This is a genomic window from Streptomyces sp. NPDC043870, assembly GCF_056435785.1.
In genome coordinates this window covers 31,794-52,376 of the sequence record NZ_JBWKDT010000036.1, presented here as the reverse complement: position 1 = coordinate 52,376, position 20,583 = coordinate 31,794, and the positions used below count along the sequence as shown (strand labels likewise).

General features: G+C 72.7%; 19 protein-coding genes. 6 read left to right on the top strand and 13 right to left on the bottom strand.

What is annotated here, in order from left to right; genetic code table 11:
* Positions 1-140: 140 nt before the first annotated feature.
* From AC0699_RS31455 to AC0699_RS31435, 5 genes are all read right to left on the bottom strand, one after another.
* Positions 141-308: a hypothetical protein gene (locus AC0699_RS31455; RefSeq protein WP_478667232.1), complete on the bottom strand. Its 168-nt coding sequence runs from the start codon at positions 306-308 to the stop codon at positions 141-143.
* A 79-nt stretch (positions 309-387) separates the two neighbouring features.
* Positions 388-738 (bottom strand): hypothetical protein, encoded by a 351-nt coding sequence (locus AC0699_RS31450; protein ID WP_478667230.1) that lies wholly within the window; start codon positions 736-738, stop codon positions 388-390.
* Positions 739-831: 93 nt separating this feature from the next.
* Complete coding sequence (locus AC0699_RS31445) at positions 832-2,277, bottom strand: amino acid permease (protein WP_478667228.1); 1,446 nt, start codon at positions 2,275-2,277, stop codon at positions 832-834.
* A 65-nt stretch (positions 2,278-2,342) separates the two neighbouring features.
* Positions 2,343-4,493, bottom strand: coding sequence for an alkaline phosphatase family protein (locus tag AC0699_RS31440; protein WP_478667226.1), 2,151 nt, complete (start codon positions 4,491-4,493; stop codon positions 2,343-2,345).
* A 219-nt stretch (positions 4,494-4,712) separates the two neighbouring features.
* Positions 4,713-5,153, bottom strand: a complete 441-nt coding sequence (locus AC0699_RS31435) for a recombinase family protein (RefSeq protein WP_478667224.1) — start codon at positions 5,151-5,153, stop codon at positions 4,713-4,715.
* A 211-nt stretch (positions 5,154-5,364) separates the two neighbouring features.
* Here AC0699_RS31435 and AC0699_RS31430 point away from each other — a divergent pair, with 211 nt between their 5' ends.
* Together AC0699_RS31430 and AC0699_RS31425 are read left to right on the top strand one after the other, a co-directional pair.
* On the top strand, positions 5,365-6,138 hold the full coding sequence (locus AC0699_RS31430) for an MBL fold metallo-hydrolase (RefSeq protein ID WP_478667222.1): 774 nt from the start codon (positions 5,365-5,367) through the stop codon (positions 6,136-6,138).
* The gene (locus AC0699_RS31425) at positions 6,135-6,776 is read left to right on the top strand and encodes a DedA family protein (protein ID WP_478667220.1); all 642 of its coding nucleotides are present in this window, start codon (positions 6,135-6,137) and stop codon (positions 6,774-6,776) included. Before AC0699_RS31430 ends, AC0699_RS31425 begins: the two co-directional genes overlap by 4 nt.
* A 72-nt stretch (positions 6,777-6,848) precedes the next feature.
* Here AC0699_RS31425 and AC0699_RS31420 read toward each other — a convergent pair whose 3' ends face one another.
* The 4 genes from AC0699_RS31420 to AC0699_RS31405 form a co-directional block, all read right to left on the bottom strand.
* A complete protein-coding gene (locus tag AC0699_RS31420; protein ID WP_478667280.1) occupies positions 6,849-7,826 on the bottom strand; it encodes an MBL fold metallo-hydrolase in 978 nt (325 codons plus the stop codon).
* Between the two features lie 349 nt (positions 7,827-8,175).
* A complete protein-coding gene (locus AC0699_RS31415) occupies positions 8,176-9,393 on the bottom strand; it encodes an aminotransferase class I/II-fold pyridoxal phosphate-dependent enzyme (protein ID WP_478667218.1) in 1,218 nt (405 codons plus the stop codon).
* Between the two features lie 261 nt (positions 9,394-9,654).
* Positions 9,655-10,878 (bottom strand): sulfite oxidase, encoded by a 1,224-nt coding sequence (locus tag AC0699_RS31410; protein ID WP_478667279.1) that lies wholly within the window; start codon positions 10,876-10,878, stop codon positions 9,655-9,657.
* 189 nt (positions 10,879-11,067) lie between these two features.
* Positions 11,068-11,640, bottom strand: a complete 573-nt coding sequence (locus AC0699_RS31405) for a TIGR03086 family metal-binding protein (protein WP_478667216.1) — start codon at positions 11,638-11,640, stop codon at positions 11,068-11,070.
* Between the two features lie 236 nt (positions 11,641-11,876).
* On the opposite strand from AC0699_RS31405, the gene AC0699_RS31400 reads away from it, so the two are divergent.
* From AC0699_RS31400 to AC0699_RS31390, 3 genes are all read left to right on the top strand, one after another.
* Entirely contained in the window at positions 11,877-13,520 is a 1,644-nt protein-coding gene (locus AC0699_RS31400; RefSeq protein WP_478667215.1) for a phosphatase PAP2 family protein, read from the top strand.
* Between the two features lie 198 nt (positions 13,521-13,718).
* Entirely contained in the window at positions 13,719-14,528 is an 810-nt protein-coding gene (locus AC0699_RS31395; RefSeq protein WP_478667213.1) for a class I SAM-dependent methyltransferase, read from the top strand.
* Positions 14,529-14,628: 100 nt separating this feature from the next.
* The gene (locus AC0699_RS31390; RefSeq protein ID WP_478667211.1) at positions 14,629-15,003 is read left to right on the top strand and encodes a VOC family protein; all 375 of its coding nucleotides are present in this window, start codon (positions 14,629-14,631) and stop codon (positions 15,001-15,003) included.
* A 48-nt stretch (positions 15,004-15,051) separates the two neighbouring features.
* On the opposite strand, the gene AC0699_RS31385 is transcribed toward AC0699_RS31390, so the two are convergent.
* Positions 15,052-17,043 carry a DUF5107 domain-containing protein gene (locus AC0699_RS31385; protein WP_478667209.1) on the bottom strand — a complete coding sequence of 664 codons (1,992 nt, stop codon included), beginning with the start codon at positions 17,041-17,043 and terminating at the stop codon, positions 15,052-15,054.
* A gap of 241 nt (positions 17,044-17,284) precedes the next feature.
* On the opposite strand from AC0699_RS31385, the gene AC0699_RS31380 reads away from it, so the two are divergent.
* Positions 17,285-17,623, top strand: a complete 339-nt coding sequence (locus AC0699_RS31380; RefSeq protein WP_478667207.1) for a DUF6204 family protein — start codon at positions 17,285-17,287, stop codon at positions 17,621-17,623.
* A 121-nt stretch (positions 17,624-17,744) separates the two neighbouring features.
* On the opposite strand, the gene AC0699_RS31375 is transcribed toward AC0699_RS31380, so the two are convergent.
* The 3 genes from AC0699_RS31375 to AC0699_RS31365 all read right to left on the bottom strand — a co-directional run bounded on the left by AC0699_RS31375 (position 17,745) and on the right by AC0699_RS31365 (position 20,353).
* On the bottom strand, positions 17,745-18,281 hold the full coding sequence (locus AC0699_RS31375) for a GNAT family N-acetyltransferase (RefSeq protein ID WP_478667276.1): 537 nt from the start codon (positions 18,279-18,281) through the stop codon (positions 17,745-17,747).
* A 217-nt stretch (positions 18,282-18,498) separates the two neighbouring features.
* Positions 18,499-18,759: a LapA family protein gene (locus AC0699_RS31370; protein ID WP_478667205.1), complete on the bottom strand. Its 261-nt coding sequence runs from the start codon at positions 18,757-18,759 to the stop codon at positions 18,499-18,501.
* Between the two features lie 136 nt (positions 18,760-18,895).
* Positions 18,896-20,353, bottom strand: a complete 1,458-nt coding sequence (locus AC0699_RS31365) for an MFS transporter (RefSeq protein WP_478667203.1) — start codon at positions 20,351-20,353, stop codon at positions 18,896-18,898.
* Positions 20,354-20,583: the final 230 nt, after the last annotated feature.

Sequence of the window (20,583 nt, the reverse complement as noted above, 5' to 3'; positions counted from 1 at the left end):
CGGGGCCCGGTCGGCCGTCGCCGCATCCGCCGGACGGTCCGGCGGATGCGGCGAACGCGGCGGAGGCCCGGCGGCGAGGCGGACCCGGCCGCGGGGCCCGGCGGCGGGGCCTCGGCGGCGGTTGCGTCGGCGGTGCCAGGTCAGCGGGCCCTGTCGGTCCCGGGCTCGGGCCCGTCGTCCACTTCGGCGGGCTCAGGAGGCTCCGGTTCTCGGGCCACTGAACCGGGGGCGCCGTGCACCGCGGGGCCCGTGCGGGCGACCTCGGCACGGATCATGGCGTTCAGGGCTGCGTAGGGGTCGATGGGCATGGCTGTCTCCTTGCGTGTGCTGGGGGATGAGCGTCCGGAGCGGGACAGGGCACCTCGGGTGCCCGCCCCGTACGGCTCCTCAGCAACGCAGGACCACGAACCTCATGGCGGGCGGCGCGGGCGGCGGCGCCCCGGCCGGGGCCGAGGCGCGCGGATACGCGCCGGGCGCGGCGGCGTCCGTGGTGACGGCGGTGTCCCGCCCGCAGGCCGGTGCGCGTCGCTGTTCCGCCCGGCCGGGTGGGGGCTGCTCCGTCTCGGACGTGTCCTGTGGTCCCTCACCCGCGGGATCGGCGGGTGAGGACGCCGGCGACGTGTGTTCCGCGCCGAGCTGGGGGACGGCCGCGGCGCCCGCCTTCGTACCGAGTACGGCGACGAGCGCCATCAGGACGGCGAGCACGACACGATCGGCACAGCGCACGGGACGGTTCACGGGGCACAACCTCCTGGACATGCCACCTGTGCCCGCGATCCACCCCCGGCTCGCCGTCCGCGGCCGGTAATGCGCTCTTCCGGGGGACGTCCGTTAGGCCGAATCCCCTGCCCGCGCCGCCGCCCGGTGGTTGCGCGCCGACATCCACGCGAAGACGAGCACTCCGGCGAACAGGAACAGCACACCCTGGTAGACGGCCGCGTAACCCGACCCGGCGACCAGCCACACCGAGAAGCCGGCGGCGACCGCCGCGAGGACCCCGTCACGTACGAGCCGGGTCCGGCTGACGCGGTGCGACCGGCCCGATGCCAGGTAGTAGATCTGCGCGGCCGTGGACAGCAGATACGGCACGGTCGCCGTGAACGTGGTGACGAGGACCAGGATCTCGAACACGCCGTCCGAGCCCACCGTGTAGTTGTAGACCGTCAGCAGCGAGGCCAGCACGACGGTCGCGAGCACCCCGGCCGTCGGCACGCCGCGCCGCTTCCGGGCGAAGACGGCCGGGAACAGCCCGTCGCGGGCGGCCGCGTACGGCGTCTGGGCGCTGAGCAGCGTCCACCCGTTCAGTGCACCGGCCATCGACACGAGCGCCATGCAGGCCACGGCCGTACCGCCCCACGCCCCGCCGAACATCGCGTTGACGGCATCGGAGAAGGGCGCGGTGGATTCGGTGAGCTTGTCATGGGCGACGGTGCCGAACACCGCGAGCGTGCCGAGCAGATAGAGGACCGCGGCGCCCACGGTGCCGAGGATGGTGGCCCGGCCGACATTGCGCTGCGGATCGCGGACCTCGCCGGCGCTCACCGCCGCGGACTCCACGCCGAGGTAGCTGAAGAGGAGGATCGCGGCGGAGGCGGAGAGCGCGCCGACCGTGCCGGAGCTGCTCGCCTCGAACGGGCCGAGGTTGTCCGCGTCGAAGAAGAACAGGCCGCCGACGGCGACGAGCAGCAGCGGTACGAACTTCATGACGGTCGCGACGAGCTGGACGGCGCCGACGTACCGCGTACCCGCCAGGTTGGCGGCGGCGGGCAGCCATTGCAGGAGCAGGGCCGCCCCGATCGTCGCGGGCGTGGAGTCATCGAGCGGTACGAGGACGTCGAGGTAGCCGACAGCGGCCACGGCGAGTGCCGCGTTCGACACCCAGGCCGTGATCCAGTACGACCACGCGGCCAGGAAGCCGGCGAAGTCGCCGAACGCCTCGCGGGCGTAGACGTAGGGACCGCCGGTGCGCGGATGGCGCTCGGCGAGCCGCCCGAAGACGAGGGCGAGCGCGATCGCGCCGACGGTCAGAACGGCGAAGGCCAGGAGGCTGATGGTCCCGTACGGCGCGACGGACGCCGGGAGCAGGAAGATCCCGCCGCCGATGATGTTGCCCATGACCAGAGCGGTGGCGACGGGAAGTCCGAAGCGCCGGGCGTGCCTGCTCGGCTCACTGCCCTGCTCTGCGGCCTGCTCTGCGCTCTGCTCTCTGCGCTGCTCTTTGCTCTGTTCCCCGGCGGTGGCCGTGGTCGAGTCGTGCTGAGGAACAGTGCTGGTCATGAGGGTGGTACGCCTTTCTCCGTGCAAACCCGACCATGGTCAGGGACGGTGAACGCTGCACCAAATCACTCACTTTTGTCCTGCACGGCCCCGCCGGCCGCCGGAAATGCTCCGTCTGCCGGGCGCGGCGACCGGCGATCCTCCACGGCTCCGAGCGGCACCTGCGGGCCCGGCAGCTCGCCCCGGCACTCGTCCAGCCACCGCCGCAGCACCTGGTGCACCTGCTCCGCTCCCACCAGTTCCCCGCCGCCCGCGACCGGCTCGGAGAGCTCGCACGGTGAGAGGAGGAAGGGGTACGACTGCTCGCCGCCGAGCCCGCCGTGCGAGCCGATCTGCTCCTCGAAGGCGTGCACCCGGCCCGTCCCGGGGTCGTACACGGAGTTGACCATGATGTCCGCGACGTGCGGGAACGAGTCGGTGCGGCGGACGGCGTCGGCCGCGCCGGGCCCGAAGGTGGCCATCGGCCCCGAGCCGTCGAGCGTGTCCACCGGCAGCTCCACCGTCCCCACCCCGTCCTTGCCGAGCACCACCGAGCCGTGCCGCTCGCTGCGCACCAGCAGGAAGCCGATGCCGGGATGGTTGGCGAGGGTGTGCAGCAGGGCGGGGTGGCGGCGGTCGATCTGCTCCCGGCTGAGCCGTCCCGGGACGCCGGGGAAGAAGATCAGGCCCAGATTCCCGGAGGCGAGGACGACGGGGTCCGAGCCGGACGCCGGCCGTTCCCCGGCGTCCTCCTCCCCCACCGGCCGGTGCAGTGCGCTGCGCAGCGCGTCGCGGGCCGCGTCACGGGCCTCCGCGCCGCTCCTGGTGCGACCGGCGCGACGCGACACCGGCAGCCCGCACCCCGCCCGGACGAGATCCTTCAGGGTCAGCCCGTACACGCCCTGGAACGTCTCGCCGGGGCTCTGGCCGTGGTCGGAAAGCAGCACGATCCGGTAGCCGCGGGGGGCGTGCTCGGCGGCCTTCGCGATCAGGGCGACGGCACGGTCGATCCGCTGGAGGACCTTCGCCGCGTCCCGGCTGTGCGGTCCGGAGTGGTGGGCGACCTCGTCGTAGCCGACGAGGTCGGCGTACACGGCGGTACGTCCGGCCAGCATGTCGCCGATCACCGCGGCGACCACCACGTCCCGCTCGACGACGGTCGCGAAGGCCCGGATGAAGGGGTAGAGGCCGCCGCGGCCGATCCGCGGCGCGTCGCCGCGCAGCCGGGAGCGGATCGACTGACCGATCTCGCGGACGACTTCGGCGACGAACGACACGGCGGTACGGACGGCGTTGGCGGGGTCGGAGAAATAGGCGAAGTAGCCGGCCCGGGAGCGGTTGGCACGGCCGCGGCGGGCAGCCACGGAGAGCACCAGCGCGAGCTGGTCGGCGCCGCCGCTGAACAGATTGCCGCGGCTGGCCCCGTCGAGGCGGAGCAGTCCGGCGTCGCGGGTCCTGGTCACCGCGCGCCGCTGGAGTTCGACGGCGCTCGCCGGGCGGTTGCTGACCATGATCCGGCCGGTGTCCTTCTCGTACCAACGGAATCCCGGGACGTCGTGGTTCGAGCCGTGCAGGATGCCGAGCTGGCTGGCGCCGGTCTGGCTGGACCAGTCCGTACGCCAGCGGGTGAGCCGGTGCGACTCGTCGAGCCAGCGCGCCACGGTCGGCATCAGCCCGTCCTTGACCGCCTGTACGAGCACGGCGTGGCCGACCCCGTCGAGCTGCAGGAACACCGTGCCGGGCGGGGCGCTGCCCGCGATCCGTTCACCGCGTCTGCGGCGCCGGCGGTGGGCGAGGCGGGAGAGGCGCCGTCGGTAGGCGTTGTCGTCACGGACGGCCAGCGCGGTGGAGGTAGTGGAGGCGACGGCGGACATGACGGCAGCGACCACGACGGCGGTCTCGGGGTCGGCCGCGCCGCGTCCGTCGGGGATCATCCAGAGGGCGAGCAGCAGCAGCGATCCGTTGAGGAAGAACACCAGGAGCCCGAGTACCAGGGCCGGGACCAGTAGGAACGCCCGTACGGCCACGGGCCAGACCAGGGCGCTGAGCAGACCGAACGCGCCGGCCCCCCAGGCCGCGGTGATCGCCGTCCTGGTGATGCTGTCCCCGTCGTCGGACTGGAGCTGGAAGTCCGGGAGGGCCGCGGCGAGCGCGAGCAGCGTCAGGGTGGACACCGCCCACACCACGATCACCCGGAACAGGGCGCTGCCAGCGGTCCGCCATCGCCCTTCACCCACGCGCCGTCACAGCCTCTCGACTCGCCTCGGATCCAGCGTGGCACACAGCGCCGGCAGGAACGGGGTCGAAGCCGCGGCCCCCGGCCCTGGCCCCAGGTCCGGGGTGCGGAGTTCGGGGTTCGGGGTTCGAGGCCCGGGGTTCGAGGCCCGGGGTCCAGTGCGAGGTCTGACGTCTGAGGTCCGGGGTCCGGGCGATGCGCCCGGTGACGAGCCGTAGGCTCAGCAGCCGTCGTACCCGGCCGTCGGCATCGACAGGCGCCGGTGCACACTCGCCTTCATCGCGGCGTCGTAGGCGGGCTCGTCGAGCCCCGCGGTCTCCAGCCGTACGCCGCGGCGCTCGCATTCGGCGGAGAAGCCCGGCACGGAACTCAGCGCCCGGGCGAGCACGCGCTCGTTGGGGACGACGAAGAGGTCGACCAGACCCGCCTCGACATCGGCCCACAGGCCACAGTGGTCGGGGCGCAGCCCGTAGAAGAGCAGTTCCCTGATGACGACGTAGCCCTTGCCCGCGGCCCAGCGCGCACACATGGCGTGCTGGCTGCGGGTGTCGACGAGAAAGGGGTCGCTGTCGAGCTCCTCCAGCGGGGTCAGGCTGGCGATCGCCGCCACCCGCACGTCGTCTCGTGCGTCGTCCGGCACGTCGTCCCGTACGTCGTCCATGGACCGTCCCCCTGCGTCGGCTGTCGCGGCCGACACTACTCCGGCCGGGACCGCGCGAGGGAGGCGCACAACGGGGGCTGGCGGAAGACCGCCGGGCCTGCGAGCGCCTACGCTCGTACGCAGACGGCGGCCGGTCCCCGCGCCGGAGGCCGCGGGTGGACCGAGCCCCGAAGAAGGCGGGTGGACCGAGCCCCGAAGAAGGAGGCAGCGCGTGCCGGTGGAGGTCACCTGGTGGGGTCACGCCACCTGCACGGTCGAGGACTCCGGGGTCCGGGTGCTGACCGACCCGCTGTTCGTGGGCAGGCTCGCTCATCTGCGCCGTCGGCGCGGTGAACTGCCACCGCCCGAGGCCGCCGTCGCCGAGGCCGTGGTCGTCTCGCATCTGCACTCCGACCATCTGCATCTGCCGTCGCTCGCCCGGCTCGCCCCGGGCACCCTGCTGATCGTGCCGCGCGGCGCTCAGCGCGCGGTTCCCGGTCTCAGGAGGCTGGACGGGCTACGGATCAGCGAGGTGGCGCCGGGCGACGAGGTGGCGGTGGAAGGACTGCTCGTACGGGCCGTGCCGGCGGCTCACGACGGCCGGCGGCATCCGGTGGGGCGGCACCGCTCGCCGGCGCTCGGCTATGTGATCCGAGGTGCGGCGCGGACGTACTTCGCCGGGGACACCGGGCTGTTCGACAGCATGGCGGACGCGGTCGGGCCGGTGGACGTGGCGCTGCTGCCCGTCGGCGGCTGGGGACCGTTCCTGGGGCACGGGCATCTCAACCCGGACCGCGCGGCGCGCGCTCTCGCGGCGCTCGCGCCCCGCTCGGCCGTGCCCGTGCACTACGGCACGTACTGGCCGATCGGGATGGACGCGATCCGGCCGCACGAGTTCCACTCGCCGGGGGACGAATTCGCACGGAAGGCGGCGCGGCTCGCGCCGAGGGTGGCGGTGCACCGGCTGGGGCACGGCGAGAGCGTCCGGCCGGAGGTCGCCCGGTGACGATCGTGGACGTGGTGGCCGAGTTGCCGCCGGAGTCGACGCAGCGGGCCGTCGGCTATCTGTCGCTCTTTCTGCTGGTGGCGCTGGGGGCCCTGGTGCCGGTGCTACCGACGGGGGCGGTGGTGAGCTCGGCGGCCGTGGTGGCGCTCCATCAGACGGCGCCGTTCTCCCTGCTGTTCGTGTACCTGGTCGCGGCGTCCGCGGCCTTCCTCGGGGACATCTCGTTGTACTGGCTGGGGAAGCGCGGGGTCGGGTCCAAGAACGGCTCGAAATGGCTGGTGGCACTGAGGGAACGTGCGGCGCCGGACCGGCTGGCGCAGGCGCAGCGCAGACTCGACGAACACGGTGCGACCGTGCTGGTGCTGTCCCGGCTGGTGCCGGCCGGGCGTATTCCGGTGATGCTGGCGTGTCTGCTGGCGCGGATGCCGGTGGGGTGGTTCGCGCGCGGCGATGTGCCGGCGTGCCTCGCGTGGGCGGCGACGTACGCGCTCATCGGGATTCTCGGCGGGTCGCTGTTCGCCGAGCCCTGGCAGGGCGTGGTGGCGGCCGTGGCGCTGACGGTACTGCTGGCCGGGGCGCCGGCGCTGTGGCGCAGAGTCCGGCGGCCGCCCGGCTCGTCCGGTGATCAGCAGGCCTGAGGTCCCGGTCATGCGGTGGTCGGCCTGCGCAGCACGGCGGTCATCCGGTGGCCGGCCCGCGCGGGAACCCTGTCATCCGGTGGCCAGCACACGTGAGGCGCCGACCGGCAGGTCCCACAGTTCGTCGCGCGGCCGGCCGGTGTGCTCCCAGGCGGTCAGCAGCCGGGTGAGTGGCTCCATCACCGGCTCGGCGGAGAGCAGGAAGGTCGCCCAGTGCATCGGCGCCATGTTGCGCGCGCCGAGGTCCTCGAAGGCCTGTACGGCCTCCTCCGGGTCGGTGTGCACGGTGCTGAGCCACCAGCGCGGCGCGTACGCCCCGATCGGCAGCAGCGCCAGATCGATGTCCGGGTGTCGGCGGCCGATCTCCTTGAACCAGTGGCCGTATCCCGTGTCGCCCGCGAAGTAGACCTGCCGGCCGAGCCGGTCGGTGAGGATCCAGCCGCCCCAGAGCGAGCGGCAGGTGTCGGTCAGGGTGCGCTTGGACCAGTGGTGCGCCGGTACGAACTCGAAGCGGACCGTGTCCGAGCCGTTCCTGGCGGGGAGCTCGGCCGCCTCCCACCAGTCGAGCTCGGTCACCCGGGTGAACCGCCGGTGCCGGAACCAGCGGCCGAGGCCCGCGGGGACGAACAGGGGGGTGCGCCTGGGGAGCCGGGCGATGGTCGGGGCGTCGAGATGGTCGTAGTGGTTGTGGCTGATGACGACGGCGTCGACGGTGGGCAGATCCTCCCAGCGGACGCCCACCGGGGTCAGCCTGGCCGGGGTGCCGAGGATCCGGCGGGACCAGACGGGGTCGGTGAGCACGGTCAGCCCACCGATCGCCAGCACCCAACTGGCGTGCCCGGCCCAGGTGACGGCGACTGTTCCCGGGTCCGCGGCGGGCAGCGGCCCGGGCGCGAACGGCAGTTGCGGGATGTCCCTGAGCCCGGCGGCCGCGGGCCGCAGCGTGCCCTCCTTGGCCAGTCTGGCCATGGCCCGCACCCCGGGCAGCGGCGCGGTGAGCCGGTCGGCGAACGATCTCGGCCAGCGACGGGTGAGTCCGAGGGGCCGCAGGCCGGTGGTGACACCGGCGCCGACGCCGGGGGTGCTCGTCGCTCCGGCCGGCCTCGGCCGGGTGCCCGGGCCAGTGCCAGTACCGGGACCGGGACCGGTCTGCCCGGCAGCTGCTGCTCCCGGAGCCGGCTGCAGTTGTGGTTGCGGCTGCGGCTGTGATTGCGGCTTCGGTCGCGTCGAGCGCGCCGCTCGACCGGTGCCGACCGGGGTGGCCGACCCCGTCGTGTGCACCGTCGGCGCCTTCGGGACGGTGGGCGGGGAGGGGGGCGGCGGCTGCTCCGTCTGGTCCGTCATCTGCGGCTCCGTTCAGCGCGGTCGGTGGCTCGCGGGTCGCGGTTCGCGGTTCGGGTCATCGGAGCTCGTCGAACGCCGATGCAAAGAGGGTCAACGCCTGTGCGATGTGGGGCAATTCCAGGGGGGCCGGTGCGGCGAGGGCTTCCAGCCGCTCCTCGGGGCTCGCTCCGAGGAGCGGGCCGGTGGGCAGCCGGGCGCGGAGGGCGCCGAGTTCGTCGCCGAAGCGGTGGCCGCCCGGGACCTGGGTGCCGAGGCGGTCGCTGAGATAGTCCTCCAGCTCCATCGAGTCGTTGACACCGCGCTCCGCGAGGCGGCCGCGGAGCGGGCCGAGGTCGGCATAGAGATGACGGCCCGCCTGCGGGGGACGGGCCACTGCGCCGGCGGTGAGGACCGCGTGATGGGCCGCGGCCGCGACCCGCCCGTGCAGCGCGGCGGCCTGCGTGGACCTGGTGCTGACCGGCCCCGGCTCGCCGAGGGCATGCGCGGCGGCGGCCGCGACCGGTCCTGCGACGAACGCCCCGAGCGCGGTGAGGATGTCGAGCACCCTGGCCCGCCGCCCGACGGCGCGCTCGGTCGCGGGGAACCGGGCGACCGCCACCGGCCAGGCAGCTGGGGTCAGCGCGCCCGACAGGTCGCTGACGACGGTCACGTCGTCGGGGCACATCTCGGCAGGGCTGAGCAGCACCCGTTCGTGCGGCTGGTGGAGTGTGTCCCGCCAGGTCTCGTCGCTGATGATGTGCATGCCCTCGTCGACCGCTGCCTCACAGGCCTCGCGGACCAGTTCGGGCGGGGCTACGGTCGCCGTGGGGTCGTCGGCGACGGAGAGCAGCAGGACGTGCGGCGCACCGCCCTCCGCCCGCACCCTGCGCACGGTCTCCAGCAGCGCGTACTGGTCGGGCACGCCACCGCACTCCGCCGGGGTGGGCACGTGGTATGCGGGCCGCCCGAGCAGCCGCGCCTGCGGTGTCCACCAGGCGGGGCAGGGCCGCGGCATCAGCACATCGCCGCCGTGCGCGGCCAGCAGGGAGAGCAGCAGGGGTTGTGCGCCGGGCGCGGCCGCGATGTCCTCGGGACGGCTGCGCAACCCGCGCCGCCACCAGTACCCGGCGGCCGCCTCGCGCAGCACCGGTCCGCCGCCCGGCGGTTCGGGCGATGTGCGCCCGGAGGCGGCAGCGAGGACGGCGGCGAGCTCCGGCAGTACGGGCAGGCCGGGGTCGGGTGAGGGCGGACCGTAACGGACCGGACCGTGACCTTCCGGATCCGACCGCTGCATGCGCCCACCTCCCGTGCTCACCACCCGGGAACCCCTGCCCGGCCCACGTGCCCTTTATACGAAGATTCAGGCCGTTCCGCCGCTCCGGACGGGCCGTTCGGCAGCTTCGAACGGGCCGTTCGGCAGCTTCGGACCGGCCGCGCCACCGCACCGGACTGGGCGTTCGGCTGAGGGCTGCGCGACGGGCCGTTCGGCCGAGGGGTCGCACGGCCGTTCGGCCGAGGCTTCGCGACGGGCAGCCGCCCCGCCCCGGCCCACGGGTCAGACCACGGTCACCCCGTGGTGCACCACCGCGTCGAACAGATAGCCCTGGGTGTTGTGGACGGTCCGCACCGGCTGGGTGTTGCCCGCCGCGTCCGTCGTACGGGCCAGCAGCGCGGCCCCACCCGTATGACGCGGGCGCCAGAGCGCCGACCAGCGTACCCAGCCGTCACGGCGCGGGGTGTCCCGAAGCCGCGCCGGGTGCCACCGCGCGCCGCCGTCCGCGCTGATCTCGACCCGGCGCACGGGCGCCGCACCCGACCAGGAACGTCCGGTGAGGAGATGGGTCTCCCCGGCCGCCAGAGTCGCTCCCAGCGGCAGCTCGAAAGCACTCTTGACTGTCAGCCGGGTCAGCGGAGCGCTGCCCTCCGGCGGATAGGCGGCGCCGAGCAGCCGGTAGGTGTCGGTGGTCCAGGGCGAGCGCAGCGGCGTCGTGCTCACCTCGATGTCACCGACCCACTTGATCGATGCGATACCGACCCAGGACGGCACGATCACCCGGACGGGGTAGCCGTGGTCGTACGGCAGCGGCTCGCCGTTCATCTCGTAGGCGAGGATCACATCGTCAAGTGCCTTCGCCAGCGGCAGGGGGCGGCGCACCCGGCCGAGGCCGACGCCGCCGGAGACGTACTCGCCGTCCAGGCCGCGCGGCATCACGTCCACCGCGTCCGAGGCCACGCCGGCCCTGCGCAGCACCTCCGCGAGGCGCACGCCGCGCCAGCGCGCGGCCCCGATCGCGCCGAGTGTCCAGGGCGTGCCGCTGACGGCCTCGCCCTGCTGACTGGTGTAGAAGCTACGGCCGTTGCCGGCGCACTCGAGGAACGCGGTGCGGGTGACGGACGGCATCGAGCGCAACTGGCCGTAGCTGAACTCGACCGGACGGCGGCCGTGCAGCCCGGTGCCCCACAGGGTGAGCTTCCAGTCCGTCTCGTTCAGCCGGGGCGTGGACGTGTGGTTGCGGACGAAGAACCGGTCAGGGGGTGTGAGGGGTCCGGTGTCCCGGAACGCCGCGAAGTTCGCCTCGGCGTTGGTGCCACGGACGGTGAACAGCTCAGGAGGGAGAGGCTTGACGATGCCGGGAGCGACGGCGCCGGCCGGGGTGGCCGTGGCGAGGGAGCCGGCGGCCACCGGCACGGCGGCGAGCAGTTTGAGCAGGGAACGTCGGGCGGGTGTGCGGACCGACGTACGGGCAGGCGTGCGGGCAGGCGTGCGGGCAGGCGGAATCGGCACAGCGTTCCTCCAAGGGCGTGGCGGAGTACGGAAACGAGTACGGCTACGAGAACGAGTACGGGAGCGAGAACGTACGAGGAAAAGGCCAGAAGAGAGGAAGAAAGGCCACAGAAAGGGAAAATAGGCGGAAAGTCGCTGTCAGCGCGCCGGGCCAGGCCCTTGCGGAGACTGCTCCGGGCATCGTCAGGGACGGCGTCCCAGCAGACACAGCAGCTTCGTCTGCGCGTCCGCTCCCGCCGGTGGCTTCACCGCAGGGGCGAACAGCCCGCTCTTGACGAGGTCCGCGGCATACGGGGAGATCTCCTCCTCGGTGAAGCCGACGAGCTCGTCGGGCAGCGTCTCGTCCGCGCCGATGCCGCGCGACAGGTCCCAGGTGTGCACCACCGTGTCGGCCACCATCTGCGAGCAGTAGTCGGCGACGCTGCTCTCGCCGTACGACAGCCGCACCGTGCGGTCCAGCGCGCCGGGCTCGTTGAAGGCCGCCTTGGCCGCGGAGGCGGCGCGGTCCCAGGTGACGGCCGGATGGTCGCCCAGGACGTCGCCGTCGAAGGCGTCGCCGACGTCGGCGATGGTGCGGCCCTCACTGACCAGGGGCGGCACCCAGAACTGCTCGCTGGTCACATGGTTCACCAGATCCCGGACGGACCATCCGGAGCAGGGCGTGGCGGCGTCCCACTGGTCGGTCCGGACGGCGTGCACCCGGTCGGTGAAGAGTGCGAGCGCCTGGGCATACCGGTCCAGAAGGCGATTGTCCATACGGTCCACTCTGCTCCGGCGCCGCGACGCACGCGAACGCTCCGACGGCGGCCCGTGGGACCCACCCGAGCGCTCCGACGGCGCCCCTTGCGACCTACCCGAGCGCTCCGACGGCGCCCCATGGCCACGCGAACGCTCCGACGGCGTCCGGTCACTCTCCCCGGGCACCTCGGCGCTGCGGGGGAACTTGCACGAAGGGCCGCTTGGGCCGCGGACACGCGGGGTACCCGCGTTCCATGTCAGCCTTCGCCCCGGAGATCTCCCCGGCCACCACTTCGCGTCCCGGCACTGTCCGGCACCTCGCCTCGGCCGCGGCCGGCTGGGACCGGCGCGTCTTCCATGCGGTGGCGTCCCGCCACTGGCCGGGCGGGGACCTGTTTCTGCCGAGGCTCAGCCGGTCCGCCAACCACGGGCTCCTCTGGTTCGGCACGGCGGCCGCGATGGCGGTCGTCGGGCGCGGTCTACGGACGCGGCGTGCGGCCGTACGGGGCGTGGCCTCGCTTGCGCTCGCTTCCGCCACGATCAACACCGTGGGCAAGCGGTCGGTGCGCAGGGCCCGGCCGATACTCGACGCCGTGCCGCTGATCCGGCAGCTGAAGCGGCAGCCGTTCACCACCTCCTTCCCCTCCGGGCACTCCGCTTCCGCGGCGGCCTTCGCGACCGGTGTGGCGATGGAGTCGAAGGCGTGGGGCGCGGCGGTCGCACCCCTCGCGGCCGCGGTCGCACTGTCCCGTGTGTACACGGGGGCGCACTATCCGGCCGATGTGCTGGCGGGTGCGGCGCTGGGCGTGGGTGCGGCGTTCGCAGTGCGCGGACTGGTACCCACCCGCGATCAGCTGCCGCCGCCGGGCCGGCCGCATGCCCAGGCGCCGGTCCTGCCGGGCGGCAGGGACCTGGTCGTGGTCGCCAACCGCTCGGCGGGCGCAAGCAGCGCGGTAGCGCTCGGCGGACTCGCGGCCGCGGAAGGCACGGAGGGCACGCAGGGCACGCAGGGCGCGGAGGGCGCGGAGGGCGCGGAGGAAACCCAGGGCTCGCAGGGCGCGGCGGCCCTGGTGCGGGACGCCCTGCCGCTCGCCACGGTGGTGGAGTGTGCGCCGGAGGAGCTCGACGCCGCGCTGGAGGAAGCGGCGGCGAGCGGCTGCCGGGCGCTGGGGATCCTCGGCGGCGACGGCACGGTCAGCCGCGCCGCGGCGATCGCCGCCCGCCACCGGCTGCCGCTTGCCGTGTTCCCCGGCGGCACGCTCAACCACTTCGCGTACGACCTGGGCATCGAGACCGTCCACGACACCTGCCGGGCCCTGGCCGCCGGTGACGCCGTACGCGTCGACCTGGGCCGCTTCACGCCCGGCCCCGGCGGCGCACCGGAGGGCCACTTCGTCAACACCTTCTCCCTCGGCGTCTATCCGGAGCTGGTTCGGGTACGCGAGCACTGGTCTCCGCGGATCGGCAGCTGGCCGGCCGGCGTACTCGCCGCGCTGCGGACCCTGCGCGGCGAGCATCCGCTGGAAGCGGAGTTCGGGGGGCGCAGGCGCCCGTTGTGGCTGCTGTTCGCCGGGAACGGCATCTACCAGCGCTTCGGCCCGACGCCGGGCCGGCGGTACGACCTCGCGGACGGGCTGCTGGACGTCAGGGTGGTGCACGGTGGCCGGGGTCCGGGGCTGCGGCTGCTCGCGGCGGCGCTCGCCGGTCCGCTGAGCCGCTCTCCCTTCCACGCGGCGGTGCGGCTCCGGCGGCTGCGGATCTCCGGTCTGGCCCCCGGCACCCCGCTGGCGTACGACGGCGAAGTGGCCGAGTCCGCCCCGGAGTTGGTCGTGGACAAGGCGCTGGAGGCGCTGGTCGTGTACCGCCCGTTGACGGTCCCGTCGGTCATCGGGAGCTGAAAGCGCATCCGGACAGCATCGACTCCGGACACCAGGTCCGGACACCAGGGTCCGGGCACCAGCAGCGGTGGTCCGGAAGTCATCGCGTCCAGACACATCTGACCAAGACGCGCATGGTCCATATAGCAAGACGCCGATCTCATCATTCGACACATCGGCGTAGCGTGTTCGTACCACTTCACGAGAGGGAGTACGGCCATGCCGAAGGAGACCGCTGTCTACACCCACGGGCACCACGAGTCCGTGCTGCGCTCCCACCGCTGGCGGACCGCCGCCAACTCCGCCGCGTATCTCGTTCCCGAACTGCGCCCGGGCGCAGACGTGCTGGACGTCGGCTGCGGACCCGGCACGATCACGGCCGACCTGGCCTCGCTGGTGGCACCCGGCACGGTCACGGCCGTTGACGCCGCGGCGGACGTCCTGGAACAGGCCGGCGAGGTGGCGGCCGGCCGCGGCCTGGACAATGTCCGCTTCGCGGTCGCCGATGTCCACGCACTGAACTTCCCCGACGACTCCTTCGACGCCGTCCACGCCCACCAGGTCCTGCAGCATGTCGGCGACCCGGTGCGTGCGCTGCGCGAGATGCGGCGGGTGTGCCGTCCCGGCGGAATCGTCGCGGTCCGCGACAGCGACTACGGGGCCTTCACCTGGTTCCCCGAAGTCCCGGACCTGGACGGCTGGCGGGAGCTCTACCACCGGGTGGCCCGGGCGAGCGGCGGCGAACCGGACGCGGGACGCAGGCTGTACTCATGGGCCCGCCGCGCCGGCTTCACCGGCATCACGGCGACCGCATCCGCCTGGTGTTTCACGACGCCCGAGGAGCGCGCCTGGTGGAGCAGCCTGTGGGCGGACCGCACGACGGCGTCGGGCTACGCGAAACTGGCCGTCGACGGCGGACACGCACGCACCGAGGACCTGGCGGCCATCGCCGACGCCTGGCGCGAGTGGGACAGCCATGACGACGCCTGGTTCATGGTCCCGCACGGCGAACTGATCTGCCGGGCGTAGAACCTGTCCCGTGGACCAGGCCACGGGGCCGGCGGGTCCTTCGGGGTCCGGCGGCGGGAATCGATCTCGTGGCACTGCTGCGCCAACTACCCTCGCCCGTATGGAGATCCTCGGAACCACGCTGCGCATCTGCGTCGACGATCTTGAGGCCGCCGCCGGCTTCTACGAACGCCTCACCGGGACCCCCGCGCTCCGCTTCGAGCGCGGCGGGGTGTCGGTCGCGGCGGTGGGCTGCTTCCTGCTGATGAGCGGCCGTGAGTCGGAGCTGGAGGTGCTGCGCAAGGTCACGGCGACCATCGCGGTCGAGGACGTGGACGTGGCACACGCGACGCTCACCGAGGTCGGCGCCCGGGTCATCGCGGGACCGGTGCCGACCCCGGTGGGCCGCAATCTCATCGCCGTCCACCCGGACGGGTCGGTCTTCGAGTACGTCGACCGCCGGGCGGTCGTGCGGGACTGTGACGTGCGGGACTGAGGCGTGCGGGACTGAGGCGTGGGGCCCGTCGACGCGTGGACGGCGGCCTCATTCCTTGCCCGGGCCCCGCGAACGGGACGGCCGCATCCGGAACTCGTAACGCTCCGGCAGTGGATCGTCGGTCAGCTCCGCCCACAGCTCGCCCAGGTCTTCGGCGCCCTCGCGCAGGTCCGCCACCTCGAAACCCTCGTCGAAGACGGCGCGGGCTGCGGCGCGCTCGCCCTCGGCGAGCAGGAGCCGGGCTTCCAGCAGACGGAAGCGCCCCCGGCTGCGCAAGGATGGCCACAATCGGTCCAGTACCGTGCGGGCGTCCACGGTGCGCCCGGACGCGAGCAGTGCCTCGATCGACTCCTGGGCGAGCGCCGCCGTCGCCGCGGTCCAGCTCTCGCCGTGGTCGCGGCGCTCCGCGCACAAGTCGTCGAAGGCCTCCGCGTACAGCTCGGCGGCGTGCTCGCGGTGGCCACCGGTGAGCTCTGCGACGGCGAGGCAGCGCAGCAACGGCCAGCGGGACGGGGCGAGCCGCAGGCCGCGCTCCCAACTGCGTACGGCCTGGGCGAAATCGCCGGCGTGCCACTGGGCGACGCCGAGGTGGTACTCGGTGTGGGGCTCCGCGGGGGCCGTCTCGAGCATGTCGCGCCAGTGCGGGGCGACCAGCGTGGCGCCCGGCGGGGCGACGCGGCGCGGCGCGGGCAGGACGCCGGTGCGCAGCAGCTCCAGCCAGGGCGCCTGTTCGTCACCGAGCGTGGCCTCGTCGAAGGGCGTGCCGGGCAGTTTGACGCCGGTGCGCAGCACTTCCAGCGCGCCCCAGCCGGAGCCGGTGGCCAGGGTGTCCCCCGACTCGGTGTCGGCGCAGCGCTGCCACGCCTCGTACGCGGCGTCGACGTCCGCTCGCGGCAGCACGGCTTCCAGCCGTCCGGCCGTCTCGGCGCACGCCTCCGCCCAGTCGTCGCCGTGCACGGCCGCCGGGTCGGCCGACAGCGGTCCGTACGCCTCCAGCCAGCTGAACTCCTCCTCCGCATCGAGCCGCAGATGTTCCAGCTGGGTACGGGCGAGTCCGGCCTGGATCTCGGCATAGCCGGGAGTGCCGGGCTCCGTCAGCCACTCCTGCCAGCGCCGCCCGCCACGTCCCGAGCCCCAGAGGAAGACCTTGCGTCCGCGCAGCCGGTCCGTCGAGGTCTGCACCAGCCCGTGGCCGTGCGCGTCGAGTGCGGCGATCCACTTACGGGATTCCCCCGGTACGTCGTAGAAGTAGTCGGCGGGGTACTCGCTGCGGGTCGGGTACGTACGGTCGGTGGAGTCGTGACGCGGCACCGGGACCTTCCGCAGGGTGCGTTCGTAGCCGAAGCGCCAGGCCTCGTCGGCGGGTGCCAGGACCCTGGTCCGCTCGTCCTCCACGACCGCGATGTTGGACCACCAGTACACGGGCGCGGGCCGCTCGTGGGGGTTGCGTATCCGCACGCCGACGTAGAGGAAGTCGGAGTCGGCGGGCAGCCACAGGTCGACCTGGAACGGCAGGTCGCGCAGCCGCTCCCACTCCCAGAGCCTGACCATCTCGCCCCCGTCGGGAGCCGGGACCACGGCGGCGTGCAGCGGGGCGCAGGCCAGGGTGGTGTGGCCGGTCGCCCCGATGTTCCACTCGATTCCACCGGAGAACCAGGCGCCGTTGAGGGCGAAGCCGGCGGGCTGGAGGACGGGGTTGCGGTACACGAGTTCGCGGCCGGTGGGCTTGTGGTGCAGGGAGTGGACGCGGCCGCCGAGACCGGGCAGCACGGTGACCCGCAGCCGGTCGTTCTCGATGACGACGGTGTCGAGGTCCGCCCCGGCGCGTTCCCGGCCGTAGCCGTCGCGCAGACGCGTCGGCAGGACGGTGCGCAGCGGCTCGTACCCGATCTGGCGGGCCATGTCGCGGGGCAGCCCCTCCTTCGCACGTTCGTCGAGCGCGTGCAGCTCGTCGAGGGGCCGCAGGGCGGGCAGCGGATTCTCGGGCCCGGGCGGTGCCACGGGCAGGGTCAGTACGGCACGTCGCACGGTCGTGGCCAAGGCAACCTCGCTTCGTTCGCATCGTTCACGCGGCCGCCGGCAACTGCCGCGGCCGACGGACCCGTTGACCATGGAACACGGTGCGCTCCGCGCTGACCAGGGGCTCTGTGGGTCAGTCTTCGGCAAAGGCCGCAGTCCGCCGGGAGCGGGGGATATTCCGTATACGGGCCGTCCTCACCGCCGTACTCTCGATCTTCGATCGGTTCATCGCCGGGCAGGCGGCAGAGGATGGCGGGAGAGCATGGGTACGCAGCACACCTACCGGGTGATCGTGCGCGGCACTTGGGACGGTCTGACGGACGCGGCGCGTGAGGCGCTTCTCGCGGACGTGGAGGACCACGGCCTCGCGCAGATGCAGTTCACCGCGGAGGGCTCGCTCGTGTACGACCGTGCGCTCAAGCACTTCACGTACCGCTATGTCGTCGCGTCCGACGCGGCGGACGGTGAGGAGATGGCGGCCGCGATCGCCGAGGACCGTGCGGAGACCGCGCTCAAGGAGCGGGGGTACGGCTTCCGGGACCTCAGGTCGTCGGCGACCGACATGGACGCGATGAAGATCAACCGGAAGCGCGGCCGCTGAGGCGGGCGGGGGCGGACTGAAGCCGTGCCCTACCTGACAGGCGCATCGTGCGTCCGCTGAGCCGGCACGGATCCTGCACCGGTCGGCCGTGGAATCCTGAGCCCTGCCACGGTCGGCAGGATCAGGAGGACGGGCCCTCGTCGCGGACCGTCATCTCGGCGGTCATCGCCCACCGTTCATGATCGCGCCAGGCCCCGTCGATGAAGAGGAAGTCGGGCGAGAAGCCCTCCAGCCGGAAGCCCAGCCGTCGGACGAGGGCGATGGACGCCTCGTTGCGCGGCTGGATGTTGACTTCGAGGCGGTGCAGGCCGAGCGGGCCGAACGCATGGCGTACGACGAGGCGGAGTCCTTCGGTCATCAAGCCGCGGCCCGCGGCGGGCGCGAAGGCGCCGTAGCCGACGGCTCCGCAGCGGAAACCGCCTTCGACGATGTTGTTGATGTTGATGAAGCCGGCGATCCGGCCGCTTCGGCGCTCGCAGACGAGGAAGCCCGCCTTGGTCGGATCGTCGATGAGTTTGCCGGCGAACGCGGCGTACGCGGCGGTCGTCTGGGGCGGGAAGAGCCAGGGCCGGTGCAACTGCCTGCTCTCACGGGCGAGTGAGGTGAACTCCTCGGCGTCGTCGAGGCGGTAGTGACGTATGCCCACCCGCGGACCCACCGCGAGATAGCCGTCGTCCGGATCATCGTGGGAGCGGAGCGCGGAGTCGGACTCCGAGCCGGGAGCGGACTCGGGCCCGGAGGCGGAAGCGGGGTCTGGCCCGGAGGCGGGAGCGGGGTCGCGCTCGGAGCCGGAAGCGGGGTCGGAGCCCGGGTCCGGGGCGTCGGCGTCAGCGGGTACGGCAGACATGGCGGGCATGACGCCAGGCTAACGCCCGCTATTTGGTGCGGCGCCGGAAGACGTACCCACCACAGAGCCCGCCGAGGACCCAGGTGGCCAACAGCGCCAGATACAACGGCAGCGTGACCTCGGGGATCAGCATTCTGATCCTCACCCGCCGGGTGTTCTCGAAGATGAAGATCAGGGTGAGGACCGCGATCACCACCACGGCGATCCTGGACGGCGTGAGCCTGCTGCGGAAGCCGTCTCCGCTCTTCGCCCCGCCCTTCGTGCTGCCCTTCACGTCCTTGGAGCTCATGGGACCAGGATGGACGGATCCTGGTCCCATGAGGCGTTGGGGCGAGCCGTACGGGTGAGACGTACGGGCGGCGCGTACGGGCAGAACCTACGGGTGTACGGGTGGGGCCTACGGGCGTACGGGCGGGACGCGGGCCTCAGTGGTGGGTGAGTACCAGCTGCGGCTCGTCCTCATCGGCCGTGGTGGCCGGGTCGGGGCGCTTGATCAGCAGCGCGGTGACGACGCCCGCGCCGAGCATGGCGAGCGCCACGAACATCGCGTTCCGGTATCCGGCCTCGGTCACGCCCTGCGCAGTGCTGCCCGCCGTGATCATGGCGGAGGCGAGGGCGATACCGAGCGAGGCCCCGATGCCGAAGCATGCGCCGTTGAGTCCGGAGAGCGAGCCGGGCTTGTCCTTGGGCGCGGTGGTGACGGCCAGGCCGTTGAGGCCGGTGAGCATGAAGCCGCCGTACGTCACCCCGAGCGCGGCCAGCGAGGCGACGAGGATCCACTCGTTGTGCAGGAAGAACGTGGCGAAGACGAAGATCGCGAAGTTGGCGATGGCGCCGGTGACCACGATCCTGCGCCAGCCGAGCTTCGGGCCGAGCCGGCCGGTCAGCGGTGCGGAGACCACGCCGATGAGCTGGATGGGCGTCAGGAAGAGCACGGCGGCGGTGACCGCCGAGAGGCCGAGGCCGACCTGGGCGTCCTGGGCGAACAGCGGGATGGTCAGGGCGATCGCGCCGAAGGCTCCGCCGAGGGTGCAGATCGTGGTGATCAGCAGCGGCCACGCGCGGCGCGAGGCGAGCACCTCGATGTCGATGACCGGGTCGGTGGCGGACTTCTGCGAGATCACGAAGAAGACGAGGGCGGCGACGCCACCGAGCAGGAAGCCGAGGGTGAGCGGGGAGGTCCAGCCCCAGGCGGCACCCTGGGCGAGGCCGACGAGAATGCCGGTGAGCCCGAGGGAGAGCGCGGCGATGCCGCGGGAGTCGAAGCGGCCCGCCGTGGTGGTGGGCGGCACGTCGGGTACGTACCTGCGGACGCCGATCAGGCCCGCGACGGCGATCAGGGCGGAACAGACGAAGATGCCGCGGAAGCCGATGGTGTCGGCAATCTGGCCGCCGCCGATGGCGTCGATGCCCGCGAGACCGCCGTTGACGGCGGTGATGATGCCCGCGGCCTTGCCGAAGCCCGCCGGGCTGAGCAGCTGGTTCAGGGTGAGGAAGGCCAGCGTGAACATCGCCGCGGAGACGCCCTGGAGGATCCGGCCCGCGATGAAGATCTCGATGTTCGGCGCGAAGACGCACAGCAGATCGCCGACGATGAGCACGATCGCGCAGAGGATCATCATGGGCTTGCGGCCACGGCGATCACTGAGGCGGGCGAGGGTGACCTGGCCGATCGCGGCCATCAGGAAGAACAGCGTCTGGGAGAGGCCTGCGGCCGCGGTCGTGGTGCCGAGGCGCTGGATGACATCCGGCAGCGCGGGGCTCAGCATCGTCGCGTTGATCTGGTAGCCGAGCACGGCCAGCACCATGGCCAGCAGCATGCCGCCGCGGCCCGCCAGGTCGGAGTCGGCTCCGGAACGCGTCCGGCCGATCGTGGATGACATGTCGGCCCCTTTGCCTCGGATGTCAGATCTCGAATCCACCGATGTGCTCATCGATACGACCGACTCTCCGATCGATCATCTCGATAGAAGCTGTCAGTTGTCTGACAAGTGTCGCTCAGACAGGGTGGAATCTACGTGCGTAGAACGTCAAGGCCTTCTGGATGTGAATTACGGTGAGCGGGAAAATGAACCCTCAACCCGGCGTACGACGGGACGAGTAGTCAGCCGGC

Coding starts and splice junctions, on each gene's coding strand:
- AC0699_RS31455 (WP_478667232.1), bottom strand. CDS start 308: ATGCCCATCGACCCCTACGCAGCCCTGAACGCCATGATCCGTGCCGAG.
- AC0699_RS31445 (WP_478667228.1), bottom strand. CDS start 2,277: ATGACCAGCACTGTTCCTCAGCACGACTCGACCACGGCCACCGCCGGG.
- AC0699_RS31435 (WP_478667224.1), bottom strand. CDS start 5,153: ATGGACGACGTACGGGACGACGTGCCGGACGACGCACGAGACGACGTG.
- AC0699_RS31415 (WP_478667218.1), bottom strand. CDS start 9,393: ATGCAGCGGTCGGATCCGGAAGGTCACGGTCCGGTCCGTTACGGTCCG.
- AC0699_RS31405 (WP_478667216.1), bottom strand. CDS start 11,640: ATGGACAATCGCCTTCTGGACCGGTATGCCCAGGCGCTCGCACTCTTC.
- AC0699_RS31400 (WP_478667215.1), top strand. CDS start 11,877: ATGTCAGCCTTCGCCCCGGAGATCTCCCCGGCCACCACTTCGCGTCCC.
- AC0699_RS31395 (WP_478667213.1), top strand. CDS start 13,719: ATGCCGAAGGAGACCGCTGTCTACACCCACGGGCACCACGAGTCCGTG.
- AC0699_RS31390 (WP_478667211.1), top strand. CDS start 14,629: ATGGAGATCCTCGGAACCACGCTGCGCATCTGCGTCGACGATCTTGAG.
- AC0699_RS31380 (WP_478667207.1), top strand. CDS start 17,285: ATGGGTACGCAGCACACCTACCGGGTGATCGTGCGCGGCACTTGGGAC.
- AC0699_RS31370 (WP_478667205.1), bottom strand. CDS start 18,759: ATGAGCTCCAAGGACGTGAAGGGCAGCACGAAGGGCGGGGCGAAGAGC.
- AC0699_RS31365 (WP_478667203.1), bottom strand. CDS start 20,353: ATGTCATCCACGATCGGCCGGACGCGTTCCGGAGCCGACTCCGACCTG.